This is a genomic window from Streptomyces sp. HUAS 31, assembly GCF_028198125.1.
In the GTDB taxonomy this organism is placed as follows: Bacteria; Actinomycetota; Actinomycetes; order Streptomycetales; family Streptomycetaceae; genus Streptomyces; species Streptomyces chartreusis.
The window spans coordinates 3,992,387-4,016,294 of sequence record NZ_CP116353.1 but is presented as its reverse complement, the minus strand read 5'-3'; the positions used below and the strand labels follow the sequence as shown (position 1 = coordinate 4,016,294).

Annotated in this window: 21 protein-coding genes and 1 riboswitch; of the genes, 16 read left to right on the top strand and 5 right to left on the bottom strand. The window is 70.7% G+C overall.

Annotated elements, in window-relative coordinates:
• Nucleotides 1-114: 114 nt before the first annotated feature.
• Nucleotides 115-1,572 carry a DUF2079 domain-containing protein gene (locus PGH47_RS17685; protein WP_271664229.1) on the bottom strand — a complete coding sequence of 486 codons (1,458 nt, stop codon included), beginning with the start codon at nucleotides 1,570-1,572 and terminating at the stop codon, nucleotides 115-117.
• Between the two features lie 348 nt (nucleotides 1,573-1,920).
• Here PGH47_RS17685 and mfd point away from each other — a divergent pair, with 348 nt between their 5' ends.
• The gene (mfd, locus tag PGH47_RS17680; RefSeq protein ID WP_271664228.1) at nucleotides 1,921-5,451 is read left to right on the top strand and encodes a transcription-repair coupling factor; all 3,531 of its coding nucleotides are present in this window, start codon (nucleotides 1,921-1,923) and stop codon (nucleotides 5,449-5,451) included.
• A 79-nt stretch (nucleotides 5,452-5,530) separates the two neighbouring features.
• Here the strand turns inward: mfd and PGH47_RS17675 are convergent, their stop codons facing one another.
• Both PGH47_RS17675 and PGH47_RS17670 read right to left on the bottom strand, forming a co-directional pair.
• Nucleotides 5,531-5,965 carry an SgcJ/EcaC family oxidoreductase gene (locus PGH47_RS17675; protein WP_271664227.1) on the bottom strand — a complete coding sequence of 145 codons (435 nt, stop codon included), beginning with the start codon at nucleotides 5,963-5,965 and terminating at the stop codon, nucleotides 5,531-5,533.
• A 107-nt stretch (nucleotides 5,966-6,072) separates the two neighbouring features.
• Nucleotides 6,073-6,654, bottom strand: coding sequence for a TetR/AcrR family transcriptional regulator (locus PGH47_RS17670; RefSeq protein WP_269641913.1), 582 nt, complete (start codon nucleotides 6,652-6,654; stop codon nucleotides 6,073-6,075).
• Between the two features lie 120 nt (nucleotides 6,655-6,774).
• Between PGH47_RS17670 and PGH47_RS17665 the strand changes: the two genes are divergently transcribed.
• Complete coding sequence (locus PGH47_RS17665; RefSeq protein WP_271664226.1) at nucleotides 6,775-7,656, top strand: SCO6745 family protein; 882 nt, start codon at nucleotides 6,775-6,777, stop codon at nucleotides 7,654-7,656.
• Nucleotides 7,657-7,841: 185 nt separating this feature from the next.
• Here the strand turns inward: PGH47_RS17665 and PGH47_RS17660 are convergent, their stop codons facing one another.
• Entirely contained in the window at nucleotides 7,842-8,024 is a 183-nt protein-coding gene (locus tag PGH47_RS17660) for an antitoxin (RefSeq protein WP_271664225.1), read from the bottom strand.
• A 225-nt stretch (nucleotides 8,025-8,249) separates the two neighbouring features.
• On the opposite strand from PGH47_RS17660, the gene PGH47_RS17655 reads away from it, so the two are divergent.
• The 13 genes from PGH47_RS17655 to PGH47_RS17595 all read left to right on the top strand — a co-directional run bounded on the left by PGH47_RS17655 (nucleotide 8,250) and on the right by PGH47_RS17595 (nucleotide 21,635).
• On the top strand, nucleotides 8,250-8,972 hold the full coding sequence (locus PGH47_RS17655) for an HNH endonuclease family protein (protein WP_443048502.1): 723 nt from the start codon (nucleotides 8,250-8,252) through the stop codon (nucleotides 8,970-8,972).
• Between the two features lie 43 nt (nucleotides 8,973-9,015).
• Entirely contained in the window at nucleotides 9,016-9,759 is a 744-nt protein-coding gene (locus tag PGH47_RS17650) for an N-acetyltransferase (RefSeq protein ID WP_126903222.1), read from the top strand.
• Between the two features lie 212 nt (nucleotides 9,760-9,971).
• Nucleotides 9,972-10,607 carry a hypothetical protein gene (locus PGH47_RS17645; protein ID WP_271664223.1) on the top strand — a complete coding sequence of 212 codons (636 nt, stop codon included), beginning with the start codon at nucleotides 9,972-9,974 and terminating at the stop codon, nucleotides 10,605-10,607.
• Nucleotides 10,608-10,645: 38 nt separating this feature from the next.
• Complete coding sequence (locus PGH47_RS17640; protein WP_333938202.1) at nucleotides 10,646-12,139, top strand: serine/threonine-protein kinase; 1,494 nt, start codon at nucleotides 10,646-10,648, stop codon at nucleotides 12,137-12,139.
• Nucleotides 12,140-12,317: 178 nt separating this feature from the next.
• Nucleotides 12,318-12,962 (top strand): SurA N-terminal domain-containing protein, encoded by a 645-nt coding sequence (locus PGH47_RS17635; RefSeq protein WP_271664222.1) that lies wholly within the window; start codon nucleotides 12,318-12,320, stop codon nucleotides 12,960-12,962.
• A gap of 271 nt (nucleotides 12,963-13,233) precedes the next feature.
• Nucleotides 13,234-14,214, top strand: coding sequence for a nucleoside triphosphate pyrophosphohydrolase (locus PGH47_RS17630; protein ID WP_271664221.1), 981 nt, complete (start codon nucleotides 13,234-13,236; stop codon nucleotides 14,212-14,214).
• 119 nt (nucleotides 14,215-14,333) lie between these two features.
• Complete coding sequence (locus PGH47_RS17625; protein ID WP_271668082.1) at nucleotides 14,334-15,602, top strand: cytochrome P450 family protein; 1,269 nt, start codon at nucleotides 14,334-14,336, stop codon at nucleotides 15,600-15,602.
• Nucleotides 15,603-15,768: 166 nt separating this feature from the next.
• Entirely contained in the window at nucleotides 15,769-16,827 is a 1,059-nt protein-coding gene (locus PGH47_RS17620; RefSeq protein ID WP_271664220.1) for a transglycosylase family protein, read from the top strand.
• Nucleotides 16,828-17,035: 208 nt separating this feature from the next.
• A riboswitch (cyclic di-AMP (ydaO/yuaA leader) is annotated at nucleotides 17,036-17,235 on the top strand.
• A 4-nt stretch (nucleotides 17,236-17,239) separates the two neighbouring features.
• Nucleotides 17,240-17,926 carry a LysM peptidoglycan-binding domain-containing protein gene (locus PGH47_RS17615; RefSeq protein WP_271664219.1) on the top strand — a complete coding sequence of 229 codons (687 nt, stop codon included), beginning with the start codon at nucleotides 17,240-17,242 and terminating at the stop codon, nucleotides 17,924-17,926.
• A gap of 283 nt (nucleotides 17,927-18,209) precedes the next feature.
• Entirely contained in the window at nucleotides 18,210-19,496 is a 1,287-nt protein-coding gene (gene eno, locus PGH47_RS17610; protein ID WP_107906251.1) for a phosphopyruvate hydratase, read from the top strand.
• Nucleotides 19,497-19,596: 100 nt separating this feature from the next.
• Nucleotides 19,597-20,070 (top strand): FtsB family cell division protein, encoded by a 474-nt coding sequence (locus PGH47_RS17605; RefSeq protein WP_126904029.1) that lies wholly within the window; start codon nucleotides 19,597-19,599, stop codon nucleotides 20,068-20,070.
• Nucleotides 20,071-20,095: 25 nt separating this feature from the next.
• A complete protein-coding gene (locus tag PGH47_RS17600; protein ID WP_093746284.1) occupies nucleotides 20,096-20,611 on the top strand; it encodes a DUF501 domain-containing protein in 516 nt (171 codons plus the stop codon).
• A gap of 58 nt (nucleotides 20,612-20,669) precedes the next feature.
• A complete protein-coding gene (locus tag PGH47_RS17595; RefSeq protein ID WP_271664218.1) occupies nucleotides 20,670-21,635 on the top strand; it encodes a Ppx/GppA phosphatase family protein in 966 nt (321 codons plus the stop codon).
• Between the two features lie 83 nt (nucleotides 21,636-21,718).
• Here the strand turns inward: PGH47_RS17595 and PGH47_RS17590 are convergent, their stop codons facing one another.
• The gene (locus tag PGH47_RS17590; RefSeq protein WP_107905792.1) at nucleotides 21,719-21,937 is read right to left on the bottom strand and encodes a hypothetical protein; all 219 of its coding nucleotides are present in this window, start codon (nucleotides 21,935-21,937) and stop codon (nucleotides 21,719-21,721) included.
• A gap of 547 nt (nucleotides 21,938-22,484) precedes the next feature.
• Between PGH47_RS17590 and PGH47_RS17585 the strand changes: the two genes are divergently transcribed.
• On the top strand, nucleotides 22,485-23,873 hold the full coding sequence (locus tag PGH47_RS17585) for an NAD(P)/FAD-dependent oxidoreductase (RefSeq protein WP_125528599.1): 1,389 nt from the start codon (nucleotides 22,485-22,487) through the stop codon (nucleotides 23,871-23,873).
• The last annotated feature ends 35 nt before the right edge of the window (nucleotides 23,874-23,908 follow it).

Genomic DNA, 23,908 nt, shown 5'->3' with positions numbered 1-23,908 from the left:
AGGCACTGCCACCTTCCGGACCGGGCCCGGCTGTATTCGGGGGCCCGCGCGTGTATGTGTCGGGCCCGCGTGTGTATGTGGGGGGCCCATGCGTGTGTGTGCGGGCCCGTGCGGTCAGCCGCCGGTCTGCCGCTCCAGGAGTACGACTCCGAAGGCGGTGCCCTTCGTGGTGTACCGGGCGTCGGGGTGCAGGGTCCGGGCGTACGACTCGACGTCCCGGTAGCGCTTGCGGGAGTTGTCGAGGGCGATGAAGTCGGGTTCGACGCCTTGGGTGTTGCTGACCCAGAAGACCCGGCAGCGCGAGGTGAGCCGGCTGATCGGCGCGATGTTCGCCTCGACGGAGGCACCGTCGGGAACCTCGGCCAGGAGGCGCTCTATCGCGCTCACGCGCGCGGGCTTGCGGTAGATCTCGCCCTCCGTCAGATCGGCCAGCGGCAGCGAGGTCGTCAGCGCGAGCGAGGCGGCCGCGACGGCCGCGGGCAGGTGCTGGACGTACGAACGCAGCCACGCGCGCGTGCTGTTCCGGTGGATCACGAGGGCGTCGACGAGCGCGAAGGTGACGACCGGCATGAGGACGGCGCTGTAGTGCCAGTCCGTGCCCCAGTACTGCGGATAGGCGGAGACGAAACGCCAGCCGATCGTGGGCAGGGCGACCAGCAGGATCGGGGACCGCAGGGCGAGCAGACCGGTGGTCGGTATCAGGAGCCAGGCGAGCGTGCGGAGCTTGGTGTCGAGGCCGTCGAAGGGGCCGCCGCCGCCCGATTCGTCGACCTTGTTCCAGTAGTCGTAGGTGCCCGCCGAGTTGAAGCTCGGTATGACCACGAGCAGCGTCAGCGCGAGGGCCACCACACCGAACACGGCGACGCCGAGCGCCCACCGGGCCGCGCGCGGTGACTCCTGCCGGGCCCGCCAGGCCACCACCAGCGCGAGTGCCGTGAGCGTGAGACCCAGATCCTCCTTCACCAGGACCAGCGGAAGCGCCCAGAGCAGAGCGGCCCGCCACCGCCGCGTGAGGAGCGCTTCGAGGCTGAAGGCGATCAGCGGTACGGCGAAGCAGATCTCGTGGAAGTCGAAGTCGACCGCCTGCTGTAGCCCCCACGACAGCCCGTACGCGACACCGATCGCGAGCCCCTGCCGCCGCCCGAGCAGCCGGGCCGCGGCCCGTGTGACGGGGACCGCGGAGAGCGCGAAGAGCGCCGCCTGCGCCACGAGCAGGGTGATCGACGAGGGGAAGATCCGGTACACCGGCGCCAGCAGCACGGTCACCGGGCTGAAGTGATCCCCCAGGATGTTGAACCCGGGCCCCTTCAGGTCGGCGATCGGCGCCTGGAGATGCGCGTAGGACCGTATGACCTGCTCGAATATTCCGAGGTCCCACGACTTCTGCCCCAGATGCCGGTAACGGCCCACGGAGACGATCGCATACCCGACGAACAGCGCGGCGGCCAGCAGCCACGGGTCACGCCGGCCCGGTCCGGGGCGGCCCGCCCCGGGGTCGTGCGGGGTCCTCGGGGCCGGTATGTGAGGGTCCGGGGACGCGTCAGGGGTGGTGGAGGCGGCGGGGGTGGGCATGGGGGGACCTTACGCGGTGCGGACCTTTGGCCACCGTTCAGGTTCTTTCACCCGGTCCGGAACCATCCGGCCCGTCTGGGGGTCCCCTGCTCGAAGAGCTTGGGGGAGTTTGAGGACGAGGCCGTTCAGGCCCAAGCGGGGGCCTGGGGGCGCAGCCCCCAGGCATGGGACGGGCAGGGGCGGCGGGGGCGAGAAGGGCCCGGCCCAGCAGCAATGCCGATCAAGGGAGAACGGACGTTATCCACAGGCCCCGGCGTCCGCCCGCGCAGCGACGTACGCTGGAACACCCGGCCCGTCTCGCGTGTCGGGCCCTTCGTGTTGCCCACCCCTCGGACGGAAGCGCCCTCCATGAGTCTGCACGGTCTGCTCGACGCCGTAGTCAAGGACACCGCCCTCGCGGAAGCGATCACGGCGGCCGCAGACGGCAACCGCATGCACGTCGACCTGGTCGGACCCCCCGCGGCGCGCCCGTTCGCGATCGCCGCCCTCGCCCGCGAGACCGACCGCCCGCTGCTCGCGGTGACGGCGACGGGCCGCGAGGCGGAGGACCTGGCCGCGGCCCTGCGCTCCCTCCTCCCGTCGCAGGGCGTCGTGGAGTACCCGTCCTGGGAGACCCTGCCGCACGAGCGCCTCAGCCCCCGCAGCGACACCGTGGGCCGCCGTCTCGCGGTGCTGCGCCGCCTCGCCCACCCCAGCTCCGACGACCCCGAGACCGGCCCGGTCTCCGTCGTCGTCGCCCCCGTGCGCTCCGTCCTCCAGCCCCAGGTCAAGGGCCTCGGCGACCTGGAGCCGGTGGCCCTGCGCACCGGCCGGACCGCCGACCTCAACGCCGTCGTGGACGCCCTCGCGGCCGCCGCGTACGCGCGCGTGGAGCTCGTCGAGAAGCGCGGCGAGTTCGCCGTCCGAGGCGGCATCCTCGACGTCTTCCCGCCCACCGAGGAACACCCCCTGCGCGTCGAGTTCTGGGGCGACGACATCGAGGAGATCCGCTACTTCAAGGTCGCCGACCAGCGCTCCCTCGAAGTCGCCGAGCACGGCCTGTGGGCCCCGCCCTGCCGAGAACTCCTCCTCACCGACGACGTACGCGCACGCGCGCGTGCCCTCGCCGAGGAGCACCCCGAGCTCGGCGAGCTGCTCGGCAAGATCGCCGAGGGCATCGCGGTCGAGGGCATGGAGTCCCTCGCCCCCGTCCTCGTCGACGACATGGAACTGCTGCTCGACGTCCTGCCCAAGGGCGCCATGGCCGTCGTGTGCGATCCCGAGCGGGTACGCACGCGTGCCGCCGATCTCGTGGCGACGAGCCAGGAGTTCCTGCAAGCGTCCTGGGCCGCCACCGCCGGCGGTGGCGAGGCGCCCATCGACGTCGGCGCGGCCTCCCTGTGGTCCATCGCGGACGTCCGCGACCGCGCCCGCGAGCTGGACATGATGTGGTGGTCCGTCTCGCCCTTCGCGGCCGACGACGAACTGGACGCGGACACCCTCAAGCTCGGCATGCACGCCCCCGAGTCGTACCGCGGCGACACCGCGAAGGCCCTCGCCGACACCAAGGGCTGGCTCGCCGACGGCTGGCGCACGGTCTTCGTGACCGAGGGCCACGGCCCGGCCGCCCGCACGGTCGAGGTGCTCGGCGGCGAGGGCGTCGCGGCCCGCCTGGAGGCCGACCTGGGGGAGATCTCCCCGTCGGTCGTCCATGTCGCCTGCGGTTCGATCGACTACGGCTTCGTGGACCCGGCCCTCAGACTGGCCGTCCTCACCGAGACCGACCTGTCCGGGCAGAAGGCGGCCGGCAAGGACGGCGCGCGGATGCCGGCCCGCCGCCGCAAGACCATCGACCCGCTCACCCTGGAGACGGGCGACTACATCGTCCACGAACAGCACGGCGTCGGCCGCTACATCGAGATGGTGCAGCGCACCGTGCAGGGCGCCACGCGCGAGTACCTCGTCGTCGAGTACGCCCCCGCCAAGCGCGGCCAGCCCGGCGACCGGCTCTACATCCCCACCGACCAGCTGGAGCAGATCACCAAGTACGTCGGTGGCGAGGCGCCCACGCTGCACCGCCTGGGCGGCGCCGACTGGACGAAGACCAAGGCGAGGGCGAAGAAGGCCGTCAAGGAGATCGCCGCCGACCTGATCAAGCTCTACAGCGCGCGCATGGCGGCGCCCGGGCACGCCTTCGGCTCGGACACGCCCTGGCAGCGCGAGCTGGAGGACGCCTTCCCCTACGCCGAGACCCCGGACCAGCTGACGACCATCGCCGAGGTCAAGGAGGACATGGAGAAGTCGGTCCCGATGGACCGCCTGATCTGCGGCGACGTCGGCTACGGCAAGACGGAGATCGCCGTGCGGGCCGCCTTCAAGGCGGTGCAGGACGGCAAGCAGGTCGCTGTCCTGGTGCCGACGACGCTGCTGGTGCAGCAGCACTTCGGGACGTTCTCCGAGCGCTACTCGCAGTTCCCGGTCAACGTGCGTGCCCTGTCCCGGTTCCAGACCGACACCGAGGCGAAGGCCGTCCTGGAAGGCCTCAAGGACGGCGCGGTGGACATCGTCATCGGCACGCACCGGCTGTTCGCGTCGGAGACCAAGTTCAAGGACCTGGGCCTGGTCATCGTCGACGAGGAGCAGCGCTTCGGCGTCGAGCACAAGGAACAGCTGAAGAAGCTGCGCGCCAACGTCGACGTCCTGACGATGTCCGCGACCCCGATCCCCAGAACCCTGGAGATGGCGGTCACCGGCATCCGCGAGATGTCGACGATCACCACCCCGCCGGAGGAGCGGCACCCGGTCCTGACCTTCGTCGGCCCGTACGAGGAGAAGCAGATCGGCGCCGCGATCCGCCGCGAACTGCTGCGCGAGGGCCAGGTCTTCTACATCCACAACCGCGTCGAGTCGATCGACCGCGCGGCCGCCCGGCTGCGCGAGATCGTCCCCGAGGCGCGGATCGCGACGGCGCACGGCCAGATGTCCGAGTCGGCCCTGGAGCAGGTCGTCGTCGACTTCTGGGAGAAGAAGTTCGACGTGCTCGTCTCGACCACGATCGTCGAGTCCGGCATCGACATCTCCAACGCCAACACCCTGATCGTCGAGCGCGGCGACAACTTCGGCCTCTCCCAGCTGCACCAGCTGCGCGGCCGGGTGGGCCGAGGCCGGGAACGCGGTTACGCGTACTTCCTGTACCCGCCGGAGAAGCCGCTGACGGAGACCGCCCACGAGCGTCTCGCCACCATCGCCCAGCACACCGAGATGGGCGCGGGCATGTACGTGGCCATGAAGGACCTGGAGATCCGCGGCGCGGGCAACCTGCTGGGCGGCGAGCAGTCCGGCCACATCGCGGGCGTCGGCTTCGACCTGTACGTCCGCATGGTCGGCGAGGCGGTCGCGGACTACCGCGCGTCCCTGGAGGGCGGCGTCGAGGAGGAGCCGCCGCTGGAGGTCAAGATCGAGCTCCCGGTCGACGCGCACGTCCCGCACGACTACGCCCCCGGGGAGCGGCTCAGGTTGCAGGCGTACCGCGCCATCGCCTCCGCCAACACGGAGGAGGACATCACGTCCGTGCGGGAGGAACTCGTCGACCGCTACGGCAAGTTGCCCGAGCCGGTCGAGAACCTCCTGCTGGTGGCGGGGCTGCGCATGCTGGCCCGCGCGTGCGGTGTCGGCGAGATCGTCCTCCAGGGCAACAACATCCGCTTCGCGCCGGTGGAGTTGCGGGAGTCCCAGGAGCTGCGGGTCAAGCGGCTGTACCCGGGCACCGTCATCAAGCCGGCCGTGCACCAGCTGCTGGTGCCCCGCCCGAAGACCGCGAAGGTGGGCGGGAAGCCGCTGGTCGGGCGGGAGCTGCTCGGGTGGGTCGGGGAGTTCCTGGCTTCGATTCTGGGGTCGTGACCTCGCGGGCCGGGCGGGCCGCGCCGGTGCGGCGGGCACGGCAGGCCGGGTTGCGGGCGCGGTTGCAGAGGTGGGTGCTTCAGCCGGTGCGGACCTCGGTGTTCTGGCAGGCGTGCAGCAGCCATCTGCCGTCGTCGTCCTGCCTGGTCATGACGTACAGCGGGGCACCCTCCGTGTCGCCGGCCGGTGAGTGGTAGACCTGCCGGACCTTGACGGCGGCCACGTCCGGCCGCAGGAACTGCGTGTGCACGGCCTCGTAGGTGACGTCGCCGTCCCAGGTCGCCGCGGGCAGTACGGCCCGGGTGAACTCGGCGATGGCGTCGAGGCCGATGAGGACCTTGCCGTGGGCGGTGGTCCACAGCGCGTCGGGGTGGAAGAGGGCGAGGAAGCCTTCGGGGTCCTTGGCGCGCTGGGTGCGTTCCACGGTGGCTACGACTTCGGCTATGGCTCGGAGGTCGGCTGCGCGGGTGGCGGGGGCGGGGGTGGGGGTGGTGCGCGTGGTTTCGGTGGTCATGCGGATCACTCTGGAACCTCAAGGGGACTTGAGGTCAAGTGCCCGGTGTCGGGTGCTCGGTGCCGGGCGCGAGGTGCGGGCTTCGCGGCGTGGGGCGTGGGGCGTGTTCAGGCGGTGCTGCGGAACAGCATCGACGCCAGGGTCCGGAAGACCTCCTCGGGGTCCTGGTCGCCGAGCGGGCCGTCCAGGTTGTGGCTGAGGAGCAGCGTGGCGAAGCCGTGCGCCAGCGACCAGGCGGCGACCGAGGCCATGCGGGGCTCGATGCCGAGCTCCTCGGGGTGTACGACGGCGACGGCGCCGCGCAGGGCGTCACCGGCGAGGGCGCGGGCCGTGGTCAGTTCCAGGTCGTCGTTGCGCAGCAGCTCGGGCGAGAACATCACCTGGAAGTGCGCGGGGTGTTCGCGTGCGAAGCGGACGTAGCGCACGCCCGCGTCCTTCAGGTCCGCCGCCTCGATGAGCGCGGTCGACAGCAGTCCGAACCCTTCGGCGGCGATCGCCGTGAGCAGCCCGGTGCGGTCCCTGAAGTGATGGGCCGGCGCGGCGTGCGAGACACCGGCGCGGCGGGCCAGGTCCCGCAGGCTGAGCGCGGACGGACCGTCGGTGGCGATGACGTCGAGCGCGGTGGTGAGGATGGCTCGCCGCAGGTCGCCGTGGTGGTACGGGCGGCGAGAAGAGGTCTGCTGCGTCATGGCAGCAGCGTACGCGCAATCTAGGCGGCGACAAGTTTTTCGCATCTAGGCGTTGACAAGTTCTGGGGGGTCAGGCAATCTTGTCAGTGTCAAGTTGTGGAGAGAGGCTGGGGGCACGCCATGGCGAAGCAGGGCAGCGGGATTGATTCGGGTCGGGTGCGGCAGCTCTGGCATCTGCTGGAGCCGCTGCACGCGGTGCTGTATTACGCGCCGGAAGCGTTCGAGGAGGCCGCCGAACTCGGGTACGCCACCGAGGAGCGCTGGCCCAGCTACTTCCCTTACCGGGCGGCGCCGTTGGGGGCGGCCGGCGCGGAGAGTGTCGCGTCCGCGTTCTACAGCTTCAGCCCGCGCATGGTGGCCGAACACATCGAACCCGCCTGGAAGATCGCGAGTCCCGAGGCCGTGCTGCGGGCACGGGTGCGCGGGGTCGACCGGGCCTACCGCGCGATATTCGGTGACCGGGTGGACAGTCCCGAGCTGGTCGAGCTCGCGGCCCTCGTCCGTCGCGCGGCCGAGGCGGCCAACACCGCGGGCCGCCCGCTCGCCGCGGCCAACGCCGCCCTGGACTGGCCGGAGGCCCCGCACCTCCAGCTCTGGCACGCGGCGACGATCCTGCGTGAGCATCGCGGCGACGGTCACATAGCCGCCCTGATGGTGGCCGGCCTGGACCCCGTCGAGGCGCTGGTGTCCTTCGCCGCGATAGGTGCCGCGTCCGTCGAGCGCTTCGAAAGTCGTGGCTGGAGCGCCGAGGAATGGGAGTCGGCTCGTGACCGCCTGGCCGCCCGAGGTCTGGTCGACGCCGACGGCGCGGCCACGGACGCCGGCCGCGAACTGCGCCGCACCGTGGAGGAGCACACCGACCAACTCGCCGCCTCGCCCTGGCAGTCGCTCACCGCAGCGGAGATCGACCGCCTGGTGGAACTCCTCGGTGAGTTCTGGGTGGCGGTGCTGTCCTCAGGGCTGCTGCCTTCGGAGACGACGCTGGGGATCGGGAAGGTCTGACGGGGGTTCAGTGGCCGCCGCGGCTCAAGCAGCCGCGCACGGGAGACGCGGGCCGCGCGAAGCCGTCCGCGTGGAGGTGAGGCTCTCTGCGCGGACGGCCCCTGTGCCCAAGGCGGCTCGTGTCTCCGGGCGTTCCGTGGGCCTCGGGCCCTCATTGGGTCCCCGGCCCTCCGCGGCTGCCGGTCCTACGACTGATCGGGCTTGTCGCGGTCCATGCCGAGTTCGCGCTCCATCCTCTGCTGCGCTTCGTCGACCTGGCCCTCGTACTTGTTGCCCGTCCTCTCGTTGACCTTCCGCTCCGCGGTGTCGGACGCGTCCTTCGCCTTGTCCTGTGCCTGGCGGTTCTTGAACCTGTCGAAGATGCCCATCCAGAGCTCCTTCCCGAGGTGATTCACCACCGACGATACGCCCGAGTTGCGAAGTATGCGCGATTGGGTCGGACCTCCTGAATGCCGCCGTGCGCCGGGTCGCTACCGTGTGCGCGACGGAGTACGAGGGAAAACCGCCTGTGCGGGGCGGAACGCGCGGCAGGGGAGGGGCGCATCGTGACGCGTCTGAAGGGCGGGGCGGCGAGCGCCGCTGCGATGCTAGGCATGGTGCTGGTCCTGGCGGGATGCGAGAACGTCGAGCTGCCCGTGGACGACGGGGCCTCCGGCGCCGCCCCGGCCCCCGGGTCCGGCCGCGCGGTGAGCCCGCTGGACAACCCCGACGGCACGAAACCAGGCCTCGCGCCGCTCACCTCGGACGCCGACCGGTCCAAGGCCCGGGACCTGATCGAGAAGGTGGCGACCAAGGGCCGCGGCCCCAAGACGGGCTACGACCGGGACGAGTTCGGCTACGCGTGGATGGACTCGGCGCCGGGCGGCATCCCGTTCTCCCGCAACGGCTGCGACACCCGCAACGACCTGCTCAAGCGCGACGGCGAGGACGTCCGCAACCGCTCCGGCTCCGACTGTGTCGTGGCCTCGATGACGCTGCACGACCCGTACACGGGCAGGACGATCGAGTGGACCAAGTCCCGGGCCACGACCGTGCAGATCGACCACGTCATGCCGCTGTCGTACGACTGGCAGATGGGCGCCTCCCGCTGGCCGAAGGGCAAGCGCCAGGACATCGCCAACGACCCCCTCAACCTCATACCGGTCGACGGCCCGACCAACAGCTCCAAGGGCGACTCCGGCCCCGCGTCCTGGCTGCCCCCGAACAAGGGCATCCGTTGCTCCTACGCGGTGCGCTTCGCCCAGGTGTCGCTGAAGTACGAACTCCCCGTGACCGGCGCCGACAAGGAAACAATGCTGCGTCAGTGCGGTGGCTGAAAACGGGTTTCCGGCGCGGACACCACGCGCCTACGGTTCCGGCATGGAACTGAAGGTGTGGAGCCTGGCGGAACGGCCCGAGATGCTCCAGCGGGTCCTGGCGATGCCGGACACATGGCCGGAGTTCGTCGTCCAGGACCCCGTCGGCAACGCGCACTACGCCCGGATCCCCCGGGAGTTCCCGGAGTACGCACTGTTCGCCGAGGACGAGCGGGGGGCGGTGGTCGCCCATGCGTTCAGCGTTCCGTTCGCCCTCGATGCCGAGGGCCGTGGCAGGCTGCCCGCCCGGGGCTGGGACGAGGTGCTGGTGTGGGCCTTCGCCGACCTGCGCGGCGGCGTCCGCCCCGACACCGTCAGCGCCATCTCCGTCGTCATCGCCCCGCACGCGCTCGGCGGGGGCCTGTCCGCGCGGATGCTCAGCGCGATGCGGGCCAACGCCCGCGCCCAGGGCTTCGACGAGGTCGTCGCCCCGGTCCGCCCCAACGCCAAGCACCTCGAACCGCGCACCCCCATCGAGGAGTACGCCCACCGGGTACGCCCCGACGGCCTGCCCCACGACCCGTGGCTGCGCGTCCACGTCCGCGCCGGAGCCACGATCGACTCCATCGCCCCGGCCTCCATGACCGTCGCCGGATCGCTGGAGCAGTGGCGCCGCTGGACCGGGCTGCCCTTCGACGTCCCGGGCGACGTCGAGGTGCCCGGCGCGCTGGTGCCGGTGCGGTGCGAGCCGGAGCGGGGCTACGCGGTGTACGTCGAGCCCAATGTGTGGATGCGGCACCCACTCTGAGCCGCCCGGGGGCGCGCGGAGCCGGAAGCCGAGGCTCCGCGCGACCTGCGCCGTCGCGGGAAGTGATCAGCACGACAACGGTTCGGTACAACCAGTGACCCCATGTCGGTGTCGACCTATACGCTCGAAGCGACAATCGCACGACCGAGGTTGTCCCGTACCGGGCAGGGTCGGTCGACCCCGCGCGCCCACCTCAGGCATCAGGAGCAGTCATGCAAGGCCACGGCTATCCGCAGCCGGTGAACCAGCCGCCGCCCACCGGTTGGCTGGTCTTCCTGCGCGTGGTCTTCGTCGTGATGTCGGTGCTGAGCTTCGGCCTGCTGATGTGGGTGATGATGCTGCGCCTGGCGATCGTGACCCGCAGGGCGCTCGACTGGTGCCTGTTCGCGGCGTCGATCGTGGTGGAGTTCCTCGGCCTGTACCTGATGGGCTCCGAGCCGGGCGACGAGATCCACACCCCCGGCGGCTGGACGGGCCTCGCCCTCGTCCTGGGCGGCATGGTGGCCGCGATCGCGTACTACCTCTCCGCGGACATACGCCACTTCCACCAGCTCCGCTTCTCCGGTTACGCCGGGCAGCGGCAGGCGTCCCCGGCCTACGGCTACCCGCAGGCCCAGTCGCCGTACACCGCCACGACCGTGCCGCAGTCGCCGCCGATACCCCAGCGGCCCCTGCCCGGCACCCCGATGTCGCAGACGCCGGTGCCGCGCACGCCCGCGCCGCCGCCGACGCCCCCGCAGCGCCCCGCGCCCGCGCGCATCGACCAGGTGCGCGCCGAGCTCGACGAGCTCAGTGACTACCTGCGCAAGCACGACACCCGCCCGGACGGCGACGAGGGCGGACGGTGACCGTGACGACAGGACGTGTCGTCGCCGGCCGTTACGCCCTGTCCGCGCTCATCGGACAGGGCGGCATGGGCCAGGTCTGGACGGCGTACGACCAACGGCTCGACCGGCGTGTGGCGGTGAAGCTGCTGCGCCCCGACAAGGTGGCCGGGCAGGAGGCGGACGAGCTGCGCCGCCGGTTCGTGCGCGAGTGCCGGGTGACCGCGCAGGTCGACCACCCCGGGCTGGTCACGGTGCACGACGCGGGCAGCGAGGGCGAGGAGCTGTTCCTCGTCATGCAGTACGTCGACGGTGCGGACCTCGCCGCGCATCTCGCCGAGCACGACCCCTACCCGTGGCAGTGGGCGGTCGCGATCGCCGCGCAACTGTGTGCCGTGCTGAGCGCCGTGCACGCGGTGCCGATCGTTCACCGCGACCTCAAGCCGCGCAACCTGATGGTGAAGCAGGACGGCACGGTCACCGTCCTCGACCTCGGCGTCGCCTCCGTCATGGACGCCGACACCACCCGCCTCACCCACACCGGCACTCCCATCGGCTCGCCCGCCTACATGGCCCCAGAGCAGGCGATGGGCGGCGCGGTCGGCCCCTACACCGACCTGTACGCACTCGGCGTGGTCCTGCACGAACTCCTCAGCGGAGACGTGCCGTTCTCCGGCTCGACGGCGCTCGGCGTACTGCACCGGCACCTGTACGAGCCGCCGCAGCCCGTACGCCGGAGCCGCCCCGAGGTCCCCGAGGCACTCGAAGCCCTGGTCCTGCGCCTGCTCGCGAAGGACCCGCAGCACCGCCCCGCCTCCGCGCAGGAGGTGTACGAGGACCTGGCGCCGCTGCTCCCCGCGCGCGGCGTCCACACCGGAGCATCGCTCGACCCCACCCGCCCCTTCCTGCGCCCGCACGCCCCCTGGCCGGACCGCGCTCGGACCCCCGCGCCCCAGCCCGCGCCCGCCACCCCCGTCACACCCGCCGACGGGAAGCCGGATGTCGCGCGCGCCGTCGACGAGGTCAAGCGCCTGCTCGGCGAGGGCAGCATCACCCAGGCCGTCGACATCCTCGGCGCGATCCTGCCCACCGCGGCCGAGCAGCACGGTGAGCACTCCCCGGTCGTGCGTACGCTGCGCAAGCAGTACGCGGCGACGCTCATGGACGACGGCCAGTACCGGCGCGCGCTGCCCGAACTGCGCCGCCTCGCCGACGAACGCGCCGCCGAGGCCGGCCAGGCCGACCCGCAGGCCCTGCGCTTCCGCTACGACGTCGCCCAGTGCCTGGAACAGCTCGGCCAGCCGGCCGCCGCGCTCACCGAGTACCGCGCGCTGCTGCCGTACTACGAGAACCAGTACGTCTCGGGCGACCCCGAGCTCGCCCACGACGTCCGCCGCCGCATCGGTCACCTCCTGCTCGCCGTCGGCGACCGCCCCGCCGCCCACGACACCCTGGCCCGCCTGCTGATGGACGTGGAGCGCCTGCACGGCCCAGGCCACCCGGTCGCGGCGGAGGTACGGCGCACCTTGCAGTGGCTGGGGCAGGTGCGCGGCTAGTCCGGCACCGTATGGCGGGGCCCTCGCACGGGCCGGTACCCGCTCGGCGTGGTGCGGCGGTGCCCGAAGTCCTGGTGAATCGTTGGTCCAATGGGTTGGCCAGAGCTTGCCCACTGCCTACCATCGATCACCGCAAGACTTTGTGCACCGTCGCACAAGCTCTCCTCGGGAGGTCTCCTTGCACCGCCGCCGTCGTACCGCGCTTCTCCTCTCCGCCGCGATCGTCGCGGCACCTCTGCTCACCGCCTGCGGTAACGACGCGCACCCCGGTGCGGCGGCCGTGGTCGGAGGCCAGCGGATCACCGTGTCGCAGCTGGAGAACAGGGTGAGCGAGGTCCGCACGGCGCAGCGTGACGCCGTACCGGACGAGGCCGCCTACGCGCAGGTCATCGCCAAGTCGGGCACCCTCCCGCGCGACGTCCTGCACAACATGGTCCTCGACGAGGTGCTGCACAAGGCCGCCGAGGACGCCGACGTGAGCGTCACCCGCAAGGAGATCCAGCAGATGCGCGCCGACCTGGAGGGCCAGGCCGGCGGCGCGAAGGCGCTGGAGACCGCCTGGCTCCAGCAGTACGGCATCCCGCCGCAGCGCCTCGACGAGAACCTCCGCCTCCAGCTGGAGGCCCAGAAGCTCGCCACCGTCCTCGGCACCGACACCGGCAAGCCGGCCTTCTGGAACGCCCTGGCCGCGGCCTCCAAGCAGCTCGACATCGACGTGAACCCGCGCTACGGCACCTGGGACGTCCAGAAGAGCAGCCGCGCCGACGCGAAGACACCGTGGGTGCGCGAGGTGACGGCGGCGGGGGCTCAGCCCGCGATGTGACGACGGGCGGGGCACAGCGCGCGATGTGACGGCGGCGGGGGCACAGCCCGCGAGCTGACGACAGCCGTGGCGGCCACCGGACAGGCGGGGCATCCCGGCCCCGCCGCCCTCCGCAGGGCGGGGCATCCCCCCCGCAAAGCGGGGCACCCGACCCCGCTGCCCCCGGCAGGGCGAGCCATCTCGGCTCCGCCCCCTGTGGACAACCCCGGCGCCGCCGCCCGGCCTGTGGATAACTCGGGGACTTGTGGGTCCCTTGGGTTACGTTCGGATCGTGAACGCAACCAGTCCCGAAGCCGCCGCCCCCGGCCGCATCGTCCTGCTCACCACCAGCCACCGCGTCGCCCCCGGCCTGCTGTCCTGGCCCGCGTGGCAGGCGCTGCGCTCCGCCGACCGCGTGCTGTGCGCGGACGGCGCCCATCCGCAGCTGCCGTATCTGCGCGAGGCCGGGATACCGGTCGACGAGGCCGCCCCGACCGCCCAGGAACTGATCGACGCGTGCGCCGGCGGCCGCACCGTCGTGGTCGTGGCGACCGGCGAGGGCGAGCCCGCGCTCACCGACGGCCTCGCCCGCCTGGCCGGCACGGGCCGCGTGGCGATGCCGGACTTGGAACTGCTCCCCGCCTCCTACGACCTCCCCGGCGCCCGCCTCCTCGACCTCGTCCAGGTCATGGACCGCATCCGCGTCGAGTGCCCGTGGTCCTCCCAGCAGACCCACAAGGGCCTGGCGAAGTACGGCATCGAGGAGGCCTACGAGCTGGTCGAGGCGATCGAGGACGGCGACCGCGACGAACTCCGCGAGGAACTGGGCGACGTCCTCCTCCAGGTCGTCTTCCACTCCCGGATCGCCGAGGAGGACCCGGAGGCCCCCTTCTCCATCGACGACGTGGCCGGCGGCATCGTCACCAAGCTCATCCACCGCCACCCCCATGTCTTCGGCGACGAGACGGCGACGACCCCCGAGGAGGTCAAGGAGCACTGGCTGCGCACGAAGGCCGAGGAGAAGCGCCGGGAGTCGGTGACGGAGGGCATCCCCCTCGGCCAGCCGGGCCTCGCCCTCGCCGCGAAGCTGGCGTCCAGAGTCCGCACGGCGGGCCTGGACGTACCGCTGCCGACCGGTGACGGCATCGGTTACGAGCTGCTCGCGATGGCCGTCCGCGCGGAGGCGGCCGGAGTGGACCCGGAAGCGGCCCTGCGGGTCGCGGCCCGCGCGTACCGCGACGCGGTACGCGCGGCGGAGGGGGTGCCCTCGTAGCGCCGAGAGCCACATGAAGGCCGGAGCCGTGCCTCCCCATCCGGAGACCGTCTCCGCACCCCCTCTCCCCTCCGGATACCGTCAAGGAGTGACCAACCAGCCCCACCCCTCGACCTCCCATCCCCCGACCCCCCCCCCACCCCGAGGCCCCCGAACTCTTCACCTGGGAGTTCGCGACGGACCCCTACCCCGCCTACGCCTGGCTCCGGGAGCACGCCCCCGTGCACCGGACGCGGCTCCCCAGCGGGGTGGAGGCCTGGCTGGTCACCCGGTACGCCGACGCCAAGCAGACGCTCGCCGACAACAGGCTCTCCAAGAACCCGGCCCACCACGACGAGCCCGCGCACGCCAAGGGCAGGACGGGTATCCCGGGGGAGCGCAAGGCCGACCTGATGACGCATCTGCTCAACATCGACCCGCCGGACCACACCAGGCTCCGGCGGCTCGTCTCCAAGGCGTTCACGCCGCGCAGGGTCGCCGAGTTCGAGCCACGGGTGCAGCAGCTCACCGATGAGCTCATCGACCGGTTCGCGGACCGGGGGAGCGCCGACCTCATCCACGACTTCGCCTTCCCCCTCCCCATCTACGCGATCTGCGACCTGCTGGGCGTCCCGCGCGAGGACCAGGACGACTTCCGGGACTGGGCGGGCATGATGATCCGGCACCAGGGCGGCCCGAGGGGCGGGGTCGCGCGGTCCGTGAAGAAGATGCGCGGCTATCTGGCCGACCTGATCCACCGCAAGCGCGAGGCACTTCCGCTCACCCCCGACCCCGGTGAGGACCTCATCTCCGGTCTCATCCGCGCCTCCGACCACGGTGAGCACCTCACCGAGAACGAGGCCGCGGCCATGGCCTTCATCCTGCTGTTCGCCGGCTTCGAGACGACCGTCAACCTCATCGGCAACGGCACCTTCGCCCTGCTCACCCACCCCGAGCAGCGCGCCCGCCTCCAGACCTCCCTGGCCGCCCACGAGACCGCCCTCCTGGAGACCGGCGTCGAGGAACTCCTGCGCTACGACGGGCCGGTCGAGCTCGCCACCTGGCGCTTCGCCACCGAGCCGCTCACCATCGGCGGGCAGGACATCGCGGCCGGCGACCCCGTCCTGGTCGTGCTGGCCGCCGCCGACCGGGACCCGGAGCGGTTCGCCGACCCCGACGTCCTGGACCTCGGCCGCCGCGACAACCAGCACCTCGGTTACGGCCACGGCATCCACTACTGCCTCGGCGCCCCGCTCGCCCGTCTGGAGGGCCAGACCGCGCTCGCCACGCTCCTCACCCGGCTCCCGGATCTCCGACTCGCCGTGGATCCCGAGGAGTTGAGGTGGCGGGGCGGACTCATCATGCGCGGACTGCGTACGCTTCCGGTGGAGTTCACCCCGGTTGGGTGAGTACGTCCGCCTCGGCAAACGTGACACGCACTCATGTCTGTGATCTTCACGTGATCTACGCGGCATTAACTTGTGACAAGTGATCGTCTGCCTATACGTTCACGGATCAACAAGGCGTCCAGGTTTTACGCGCCGTGTTCAGTGCTGCCTCGCGAAAGGTCCCCGCATGCTCTCCGGGAACGGTCGTCACCGTCGCCCCCGTCAGGCTCCGGCTCTCCTCGTCGCGGCCGGAGTCACCGGATCCGCGATCGCCATCCCGCTCCTCGGCGCCACCGGCGCGAGCGCGGCCGACGGAACCGTCTGGGACAAGGTGGCCGAGTGCGAGAGCGGCGGCTCGTGGAGCGCCGACGAAGGCAACGGGCAGTACGGCGGACTCCAGTTGACCCAGGACGACTGGGAGGCGTACGGCGGCCTCGACTACGCCACCAGCCCGGACCTCGCCAGCCGCTCGCAGCAGATAGCCGTGGCGCAGAAGATCCTCGCGGACCAGGGGACCAAGCCGTGGGGCACGTGCGCGGTGCTCAACGGGCTTACCAAGCAGTCCGGATCGGTCGACCTCGACACCGGGGTGGAGAGCGACTCGCCCTCCGAGGTGTCCGGATCCTCCGGATTGCTCGATTCGTCCAACTCGTCCGGCTCGTCTGATTCATCTGACTCGTCGGAGGGTTCCGACTCCGACGGCTCCTCCGGCGCGTCCACGCCGTCCGACGACCCCTCGCAGTCGGCGAGCGGCACTCCGGACGCCTCGTCCGAATCGCCCGGGAAGTCCTCTTCTTCTCCATCTTCATCCTCCAAGTCCGACAAGTCTTCGAAGTCCGATACGTCGCCCGAGGCGACGGCATCGCAGTCGCCGGAGAGCTCGCCTGCCGAGACATCCGAGGCGGACAATCAGGACAACTGGTCACAGGATGCCGGTTCCTGGAGCCTCGTCGACACCGGTTCGGTCGACGGCGAGGTCACGGGCGCGGTCGAAGAGGCGACGGGCGGCTCCGGGCGGCACCGCGGCCCCAGCGCCGAAGAGAGCGGCACCAGCGAGGCGACCACCAAGTCCGCCGGGCGCCACGCCTCGTACAAGGTCCGCGAGGGCGACACGCTCGCCTCCATCGCCGACTCCCTTGACCTCGACGGCGGATGGCGCGCGCTGTACCGGGCGAACGAGAAGGCCATCGGTGCCGACGCCGACCACATCGCTCCCGGTCAGACGCTGGACGTCCCTGTCGAATAACGGGCGAACAGGGCGAAAAACAACGGCAGTTCACGTCACGTTTCGCGTTGAATGTCCGTTTTGAAAGTAGTGAGAGATAGATCTCAGAAGCCCTGATCGTCTTTGTAATTCCGCGAATCGCGTGTCTACGGTCGTGACCGCTCGCCACCAGAGCGGGCCCCTACAGCCGTCACGCCGAATCCTGCCGGCGGCCGTACGGGAACAGTCGTCGCGTCAAGCGCCGTAGGCAGGAGCGGGGGACCCAAGGTTTGCGCCGGGTCCGGCAGTTGAGGTCCTTCGGGACCGCGCCGCCGGAACCGGCTCGGGGTGAAGCCGCGCAGTGGGAGCCGAAAGGTGAACCTGTGCGGCCGGGCAACTCAACCGGCCCGAACCCGACAGCTCACCTCGTAGGCGTCGGTGAGGGGATCCAACCATGCTGTTTTCCAGCAAGGGCAAGCACCGTCGTCCGTCCAAGGCCGCTCGCGCCATCGCCGTCGTCGGCGTCACCGGTGCCGCCGCCGTCGCCGCCCCGCTGATGGCCGCCGGCAGCGCCTCCGCCGCCACCGCCTCCGAGTGGGACGCCGTCGCCCAGTGCGAGGCCGGCGGCAACTGGTCGATCAACACCGGCAACGGCTACTACGGCGGTCTGCAGTTCTCCGCCTCCACCTGGGCCGCGTACGGCGGCACCCAGTACGCCGCCACCGCCGACCAGGCCACCAAGGCCCAGCAGATCGCCATAGGCGAGAAGGTCCTCGCGGGCCAGGGCAAGGGTGCCTGGCCGAACTGCGGCACCGGCCTGTCGAGCGCCGCGTACAACGGCTCCTCCGCCGGCTCCTCGCAGAGCACCGAGTCCACCACCCGCTCCTCCGAGCAGCAGTCGGCCTCCCGCTCCACCGACCGCCCGGCCGCCAAGAAGAGCACCAAGACCGTCACCACCCCGACCGGCAAGAAGGTCAAGAAGGGCGACGGCGAGTACAAGGTCGTCAAGGGTGACACCCTCAGCTCGATCGCGGCCGACCGCGACGTCAAGGGCGGCTGGGAGAAGCTCTTCAAGCTGAACAAGGACATCGTCGAGGACGCCAACCTGATCTACCCCGGTCAGCAGCTGCACCTGAAGTAACAGACGGGCGACAGCTGAACCACGGCGCCATCACATACGTGGACCTCATAGTGAAGGCGTCGTGAGGGTCACCCCCGTCCCCACGCTCCCCGCCTCGGTGCGTCTTCCCCCGTACGCACCGGGGCGGGGTTTTTTGTACCGTGTCTTTGTTCCGTTCGGAAACAATTTACTCTCGGTTCTGTCCACGGGGCGGTCGACCGCTGGTCTGATGCCCGGAGCCGGTTAGGCTCGTCTCGCAGTACCCACCGCGGACTGCGTACCCGCGTCACATCCCATGAAGGAGATGCTCGTGCCGTCCATCGACGTCGTCGTAGCCCGGGAAATCCTGGACTCCCGAGGCAATCCCACGGTCGAGGTCGAGGTCGGCCTCGACGACGGCAGCACGGGTCGTGCCGCCGTCCCGTCCGGCGCCTCGACGGGTGCCTTCGAGGCCATCGAGCTCCGCGACGGTGACCCGAACCGCTACCAGGGCAAGGGTGTCGAGAAGGCCGTGCTCGCCGTCATCGAGCAGATCGGCCCGGAGCTGGTCGGCTACGACGCCACCGAGCAGCGCCTGATCGACCAGGCCATGTTCGACCTGGACGCCACCGACAACAAGGGCTCCCTCGGCGCCAACGCCATCCTCGGCGTCTCCCTCGCCGTCGCCCACGCCGCATCCGAGGCGTCCGACCTGCCGCTGTTCCGCTACCTCGGTGGCCCGAACGCGCACCTGCTGCCCGTCCCGATGATGAACATCCTCAACGGTGGATCCCACGCGGACTCCAACGTCGACATCCAGGAGTTCATGATCGCCCCGATCGGCGCGGAGTCCTTCTCCGAGGCCCTGCGCTGGGGCACCGAGGTCTACCACACCCTCAAGAAGGTGCTGAAGAGCCGCGGCCTGTCCACCGGCCTCGGCGACGAGGGCGGCTTCGCCCCGAACCTCGGCTCCAACCGCGAGGCCCTCGACCTCATCCTCGAGGCCATCAAGGAAGCCGGCTACGCCCCCGGCGAGCAGATCGCCCTCGCACTCGACGTCGCCGCCTCCGAGTTCTACAAGGACGGCAAGTACCTCTTCGAGGGCAAGGAGCGCTCCGCCGCCGAGATGACGGAGTACTACGAGGAGCTCGTGGCGGCCTACCCGCTCGTCTCCATCGAGGACCCGCTGTTCGAGGACGACTGGGCGGGCTGGAAGGTCCTCACCGACAAGCTCGGCGACAAGGTGCAGATCGTCGGCGACGACCTGTTCGTCACCAACCCGGAGCGTCTGGCCCGCGGCATCGAGGACGGCGCCGCCAACGCGCTGCTCGTGAAGGTCAACCAGATCGGCTCGCTCACCGAGACCCTGGACGCCGTCGAGCTGGCCCAGCGCAGCGGCTTCAAGTGCATGATGTCGCACCGCTCCGGCGAGACCGAGGACGTCACCATCGCCGACCTGGCCGTCGCCACCAACTGCGGCCAGATCAAGACCGGCGCCCCGGCCCGCTCCGAGCGCGTCGCCAAGTACAACCAGCTGCTGCGCATCGAGGAGATCCTCGACGACGCCGCGGTGTACGCCGGCCGCAGCGCCTTCCCGCGCTTCAAGGGCTGACCCCACCTGGGTAAGGCTTAGCCAGTCGTACGTACGTCCCCGTACTCGGTCCCGTACCGTGTGCGGGGACGTATGCACGTGAAAGGGGAGGCGAGAGCCGATGGCCGTCAAGGACCGGGACCGTTTCTCCACCGCGACCAGGATCCGGTTGCTCGGCGAGCAGACGGCGGCCCGCGTCTACCGCTCCCAGACCAAGCGGCAGGCCCGGCGTTCCCGGCTCACCGGACGGGCCGCGCTGCTCGCGCTGGTGGTCTGCTCCCTCGTCGTGGCGCTGGCCTACCCCATAAGGCAGTACGTCTCCCAGCGTGCCGAGATCGCCGACCTCCAGCGCGAGAAGGAGGAGGCCGCACAGCGCGTCGAGGACCTGCGTGACATCAAGGCACGCTGGCAGGACGACGCGTACGCCGAGCAGCAGATCCGGCAGCGGCTGCACTACGTGATGCCCGGGGAGACCGGCTACATCGTGGTCGACCCGGACGCGGCCAGGAAGTCGCGGACCGACCAGAGCGCGGCCGACCGACCCTGGTACGCGAACATCTGGGACGGGGTCGACAAGGCCGACGCCGCCCAGTGAGATCCGAACCGATAGAAAGACAGGCATGGAAACGCCCCCGCCGCCCACCCCGCGCACCGAGCCCACCGACGCGGATGTCGAGGCCTTCAAGCAGCAGCTCGGCCGTCCTCCGCGCGGGCTGCGCGCGATCGCGCACCGGTGCCCGTGCGGCCAGCCGGACGTGGTCGAGACGGCTCCTCGCCTGCCCGACGGCACGCCCTTCCCGACGCTGTACTACCTGACGTGCCCGAAGGCCTCCTCGGCGATCGGCACGCTGGAGGCGAACGGCGTGATGAAGGAGATGTCGGCGCGGCTGGAGAGCGATCCGGAGCTGGCCGCGGCGTATCGCTCCGCGCACGAGGACTACATCCGGCGGCGGGACGAGATCGAGGAGCTGACCGGGTTTCCGAGCGCGGGCGGGATGCCGGACCGGGTGAAGTGCCTGCACGTGCTGGTCGCGCACTCGCTGGCGGCCGGCCCGGGCGTGAACCCGCTCGGCGACGAGGCGATCGCGATGCTGCCGGAGTGGTGGATGAAGGGGCCGTGCGTGGTCGCGGAGTGACCTCGCCCCCGCCGACCGCACTGCTCGAAGAATGTCCCGTACGTCAGAAGGGCACCCCATGACCCGCGTCGCCGCCATCGACTGCGGTACGAACTCCATCCGGCTTCTTGTCGCCGACGTCGATCCGGCCACCGGTGAACTCGTCGATCTGGACAGGCGTATGACCATCGTGCGTCTCGGCCAGGGGGTCGACCGTACGGGGCGGCTGGCGCCGGAGGCGCTGGAGCGCACCTTCGCCGCCTGCCGTGACTACGCGGCGATCATCAAGGAGCACGGCGCCGAGCGGCTGCGCTTCGTCGCCACGTCCGCCTCACGGGACGCCGAGAACCGGGACGAGTTCGTGCGCGGCGTCATGGACATCCTGGGCGTCGAGCCCGAGGTCGTCACCGGAGACCAGGAGGCGGAGTTCTCCTTCACCGGCGCGACCAGGGAGCTGACCGGGCGGGCGGATCTGCACCGGCCCTACCTGGTCGTCGACATCGGCGGCGGCTCGACCGAGTTCGTCGTCGGCGAGGAACACGTCCGCGCGGCGCGCTCCGTGGACGTCGGCTGTGTGCGGATGACCGAGCGGCACCTGGTGCGCGACGGCGCGGTCTCCGACCCGCCCTCCGCCGAGCAGATCGCCGCCATACGGGCCGACATCGAGGCCGCCCTCGACCTCGCCGAGGAGACGGTGCCGCTGCGCGAGGCGAAGACGCTGGTGGGGCTGGCCGGTTCGGTCACCACGGTGTCGGCGATCGCGCAGGACCTGCCCGAGTACGACTCCGCGCGCATCCACCACTCCCGGGTCACCCTCGACCGGGTCCGCGAGATCACCGACTGGCTGGTGCACTCCACCCACGCCGAGCGGGCGGCCGTGCCCTCCATGCACCCGGGGCGGGTCGACGTCATCGCGGCCGGCGCGCTGGTGCTGCTGGCGATCATGGAGCGGACCGGCGCCGAGGAGGTCGTCGTCAGCGAGCACGACATCCTCGACGGCATCGCCTTCAAGGTCGCGGAAGAGGCCGCCGGTAACGGCCACTGATCCGCGCCGCGACACCGAACGGCCCCGGTGCCCTTCCTGCGGGAGGGGACCGGGGCCGTCGTGCGAGCCCGAGCGGGCCGGCGTCAGTTGCAGAGGATGACGATGAGGCCGCTGCACCCGTCGTCGTCCCCGCCGTAACCGTGACTCGCCTGTGCGAGGGTGGCCTTGGAGGAATGGACGGGCGTCATGGCCGAGGCGGACGCCGCCGTGAGGGCGCCCGTCGCCATGGCGATGCCGAGGGCAACGCCGACCGAGACTATTCGCTTGCCGGCCCGCTTGGGGGCCTTCCGTGAAGTGATCATGGCTGCACGCTATGTGCCCTTCTGATCATTTTCGCGCGGAGAGTGGCTGGACGGGTGACGGTGCCTCAGATCGCAGGTACGGGGTGGTTCGTGTCTCGTTTTGCTACCCGGCGGTAGCCATCGAGTGAGCGGTACGGCTAGCGTGTGAGCGCTTTCGAGGGGCCTTCCGAGCCCCTTGGAGCCCTCCCGGAGCGGCCCGCTCAAGAATGTTCGTGAAGTTCTTCACAAGGAATTCGGCCCTGTCGGAGCATGTCCAGGTGCCGGTTGACCCTTCCGAGGGGTGAACAGGCCCTTGAACATGTTCAGATGGCTCGTGTAAGGAGGCTTCGGGGGTCTTTCGGCGGAGGCCGCCAGGCGCCCCTCACAGAGGGCCCGTTGCGACAGAGAGGCAGCTCACGCGGCATTGACAACGGGTCGTACCGCACCCCGGTTCCCGCAAGTGACCATGACCTGTGTCACGCGGGCCGGGGATAGTAGCACAGGGTGTGGAAGAGCTTGTGAAGGGGCGCACGAGCGACCCCCCTGAGGCGGGTGGATACTCGATGGCATGAGCACCACGGAGCGTCCCAGGATCCTCGTAGTAGGCGGTGGGTACGTAGGCCTGTACGCAGCTCGGCGCATCCTCAAGAAGATGCGCTACGGAGAGGCGACTGTCACGGTCGTCGACCCCCGGTCGTACATGACCTACCAGCCCTTCCTCCCCGAAACCGCCGCCGGCAGCATCTCCCCGCGCCACGTCGTCGTCCCGCTGCGACGCGTGCTGCCCAAGGCGGAGGTCCTCACCGGCCGGGTCACCACCATCGATCAGGACCGCAAGGTCGCCACGATCGCCCCGCTGGTCGGCGAGGCGTACGAGCTGCCCTTCGACTACCTGGTCATCGCGATGGGCGCGGTCTCCCGCACCTTCCCGATCCCCGGCCTCGCCGAGCAGGGCATCGGCATGAAGGGCATCGAGGAGGCCATCGGCCTGCGCAACCACGTCCTCGAGCAGCTGGACAAGGCCGACTCCACCACCGACGAGGAGATCCGCCGCAAGGCGCTCACCTTCGTCTTCATCGGCGGCGGCTTCGCCGGCGCCGAGACCATCGGTGAGGTCGAGGACATGGCCCGCGACGCGGCCAAGTACTACACCAGTGTCTCCCGCGAGGACATGCGGTTCGTCCTCGTCGACGCCGCCGACAAGATCCTTCCCGAGGTCGGCCCCAAGCTCGGCCAGTACGGCAAGGAGCACCTGGAGGCCCGTGGCGTCGAGGTCTACCTCTCGACCTCCATGGACTCCTGCGTCGACGGCCACGTCGTGCTGAAGAACGGCCTCGAGGTCGACTCCAACACCATCGTGTGGACGGCCGGCGTCAAGCCGAACCCGGCGCTCTCCCGCTTCGGTCTGCCCCTCGGCCCGCGCGGTCACGTCGACTGCGAGCCGACCCTCCAGGTCGCGGGCACCGACTACATCTGGGCCGCCGGCGACAACGCCCAGGTCCCGGACCTCGTCGGCCGCAAGGCCGGCAACCCCAACGCCTGGTGCCCTCCGAACGCCCAGCACGCCCTGCGTCAGGCCAAGGTCCTCGGCGACAACGTGATCTCCGGCATGCGGGGCTTCCCGCAGAAGGACTACTCGCACGCCAACAAGGGCGCGGTGGCGGGCCTCGGCCTCCACAAGGGCGTCGCGATGATCGTCATGGGCAAGATGAAGATCAAGCTCAAGGGCCGTCTCGCCTGGTACATGCACCGTGGTTACCACGGCATGGCGATGCCGACCTTCAACCGCAAGATCCGCGTCTTCGCCGACTGGACCCTCGGCATGTTCCTCAAGCGCGAGGTCGTCGCCCTCGGTGCCCTGGAGACTCCCCGCGAGGAGTTCTACGAGGCCGCCAAGCCGGCGCCGGTCGCCGCCGCGAGCGCTGCCGACAAGGGCGAGAAGGCCAAGGCCTCCTGAACCCCTCCGGCTGACCTCACGAGGTGGCCGAACCG

What these genes read in the sequence shown, in the direction of transcription:
- PGH47_RS17685 (WP_271664229.1), bottom strand. Translation starts at nt 1,572, where the DNA reads ATGCCCACCCCCGCCGCCTCCACCACCCCTGACGCGTCCCCGGACCCT.
- mfd (WP_271664228.1), top strand. Translation starts at nt 1,921, where the DNA reads ATGAGTCTGCACGGTCTGCTCGACGCCGTAGTCAAGGACACCGCCCTC.
- PGH47_RS17675 (WP_271664227.1), bottom strand. Translation starts at nt 5,965, where the DNA reads ATGACCACCGAAACCACGCGCACCACCCCCACCCCCGCCCCCGCCACC.
- PGH47_RS17670 (WP_269641913.1), bottom strand. Translation starts at nt 6,654, where the DNA reads ATGACGCAGCAGACCTCTTCTCGCCGCCCGTACCACCACGGCGACCTG.
- PGH47_RS17665 (WP_271664226.1), top strand. Translation starts at nt 6,775, where the DNA reads ATGGCGAAGCAGGGCAGCGGGATTGATTCGGGTCGGGTGCGGCAGCTC.
- PGH47_RS17660 (WP_271664225.1), bottom strand. Translation starts at nt 8,024, where the DNA reads ATGGGCATCTTCGACAGGTTCAAGAACCGCCAGGCACAGGACAAGGCG.
- PGH47_RS17655 (WP_443048502.1), top strand. Translation starts at nt 8,250, where the DNA reads ATGGTGCTGGTCCTGGCGGGATGCGAGAACGTCGAGCTGCCCGTGGAC.
- PGH47_RS17650 (WP_126903222.1), top strand. Translation starts at nt 9,016, where the DNA reads ATGGAACTGAAGGTGTGGAGCCTGGCGGAACGGCCCGAGATGCTCCAG.
- PGH47_RS17645 (WP_271664223.1), top strand. Translation starts at nt 9,972, where the DNA reads ATGCAAGGCCACGGCTATCCGCAGCCGGTGAACCAGCCGCCGCCCACC.
- PGH47_RS17620 (WP_271664220.1), top strand. Translation starts at nt 15,769, where the DNA reads ATGCTCTCCGGGAACGGTCGTCACCGTCGCCCCCGTCAGGCTCCGGCT.
- PGH47_RS17615 (WP_271664219.1), top strand. Translation starts at nt 17,240, where the DNA reads ATGCTGTTTTCCAGCAAGGGCAAGCACCGTCGTCCGTCCAAGGCCGCT.
- eno (WP_107906251.1), top strand. Translation starts at nt 18,210, where the DNA reads ATGCTCGTGCCGTCCATCGACGTCGTCGTAGCCCGGGAAATCCTGGAC.
- PGH47_RS17605 (WP_126904029.1), top strand. Translation starts at nt 19,597, where the DNA reads ATGGCCGTCAAGGACCGGGACCGTTTCTCCACCGCGACCAGGATCCGG.
- PGH47_RS17600 (WP_093746284.1), top strand. Translation starts at nt 20,096, where the DNA reads ATGGAAACGCCCCCGCCGCCCACCCCGCGCACCGAGCCCACCGACGCG.
- PGH47_RS17595 (WP_271664218.1), top strand. Translation starts at nt 20,670, where the DNA reads ATGACCCGCGTCGCCGCCATCGACTGCGGTACGAACTCCATCCGGCTT.
- PGH47_RS17590 (WP_107905792.1), bottom strand. Translation starts at nt 21,937, where the DNA reads ATGATCACTTCACGGAAGGCCCCCAAGCGGGCCGGCAAGCGAATAGTC.
- PGH47_RS17585 (WP_125528599.1), top strand. Translation starts at nt 22,485, where the DNA reads ATGAGCACCACGGAGCGTCCCAGGATCCTCGTAGTAGGCGGTGGGTAC.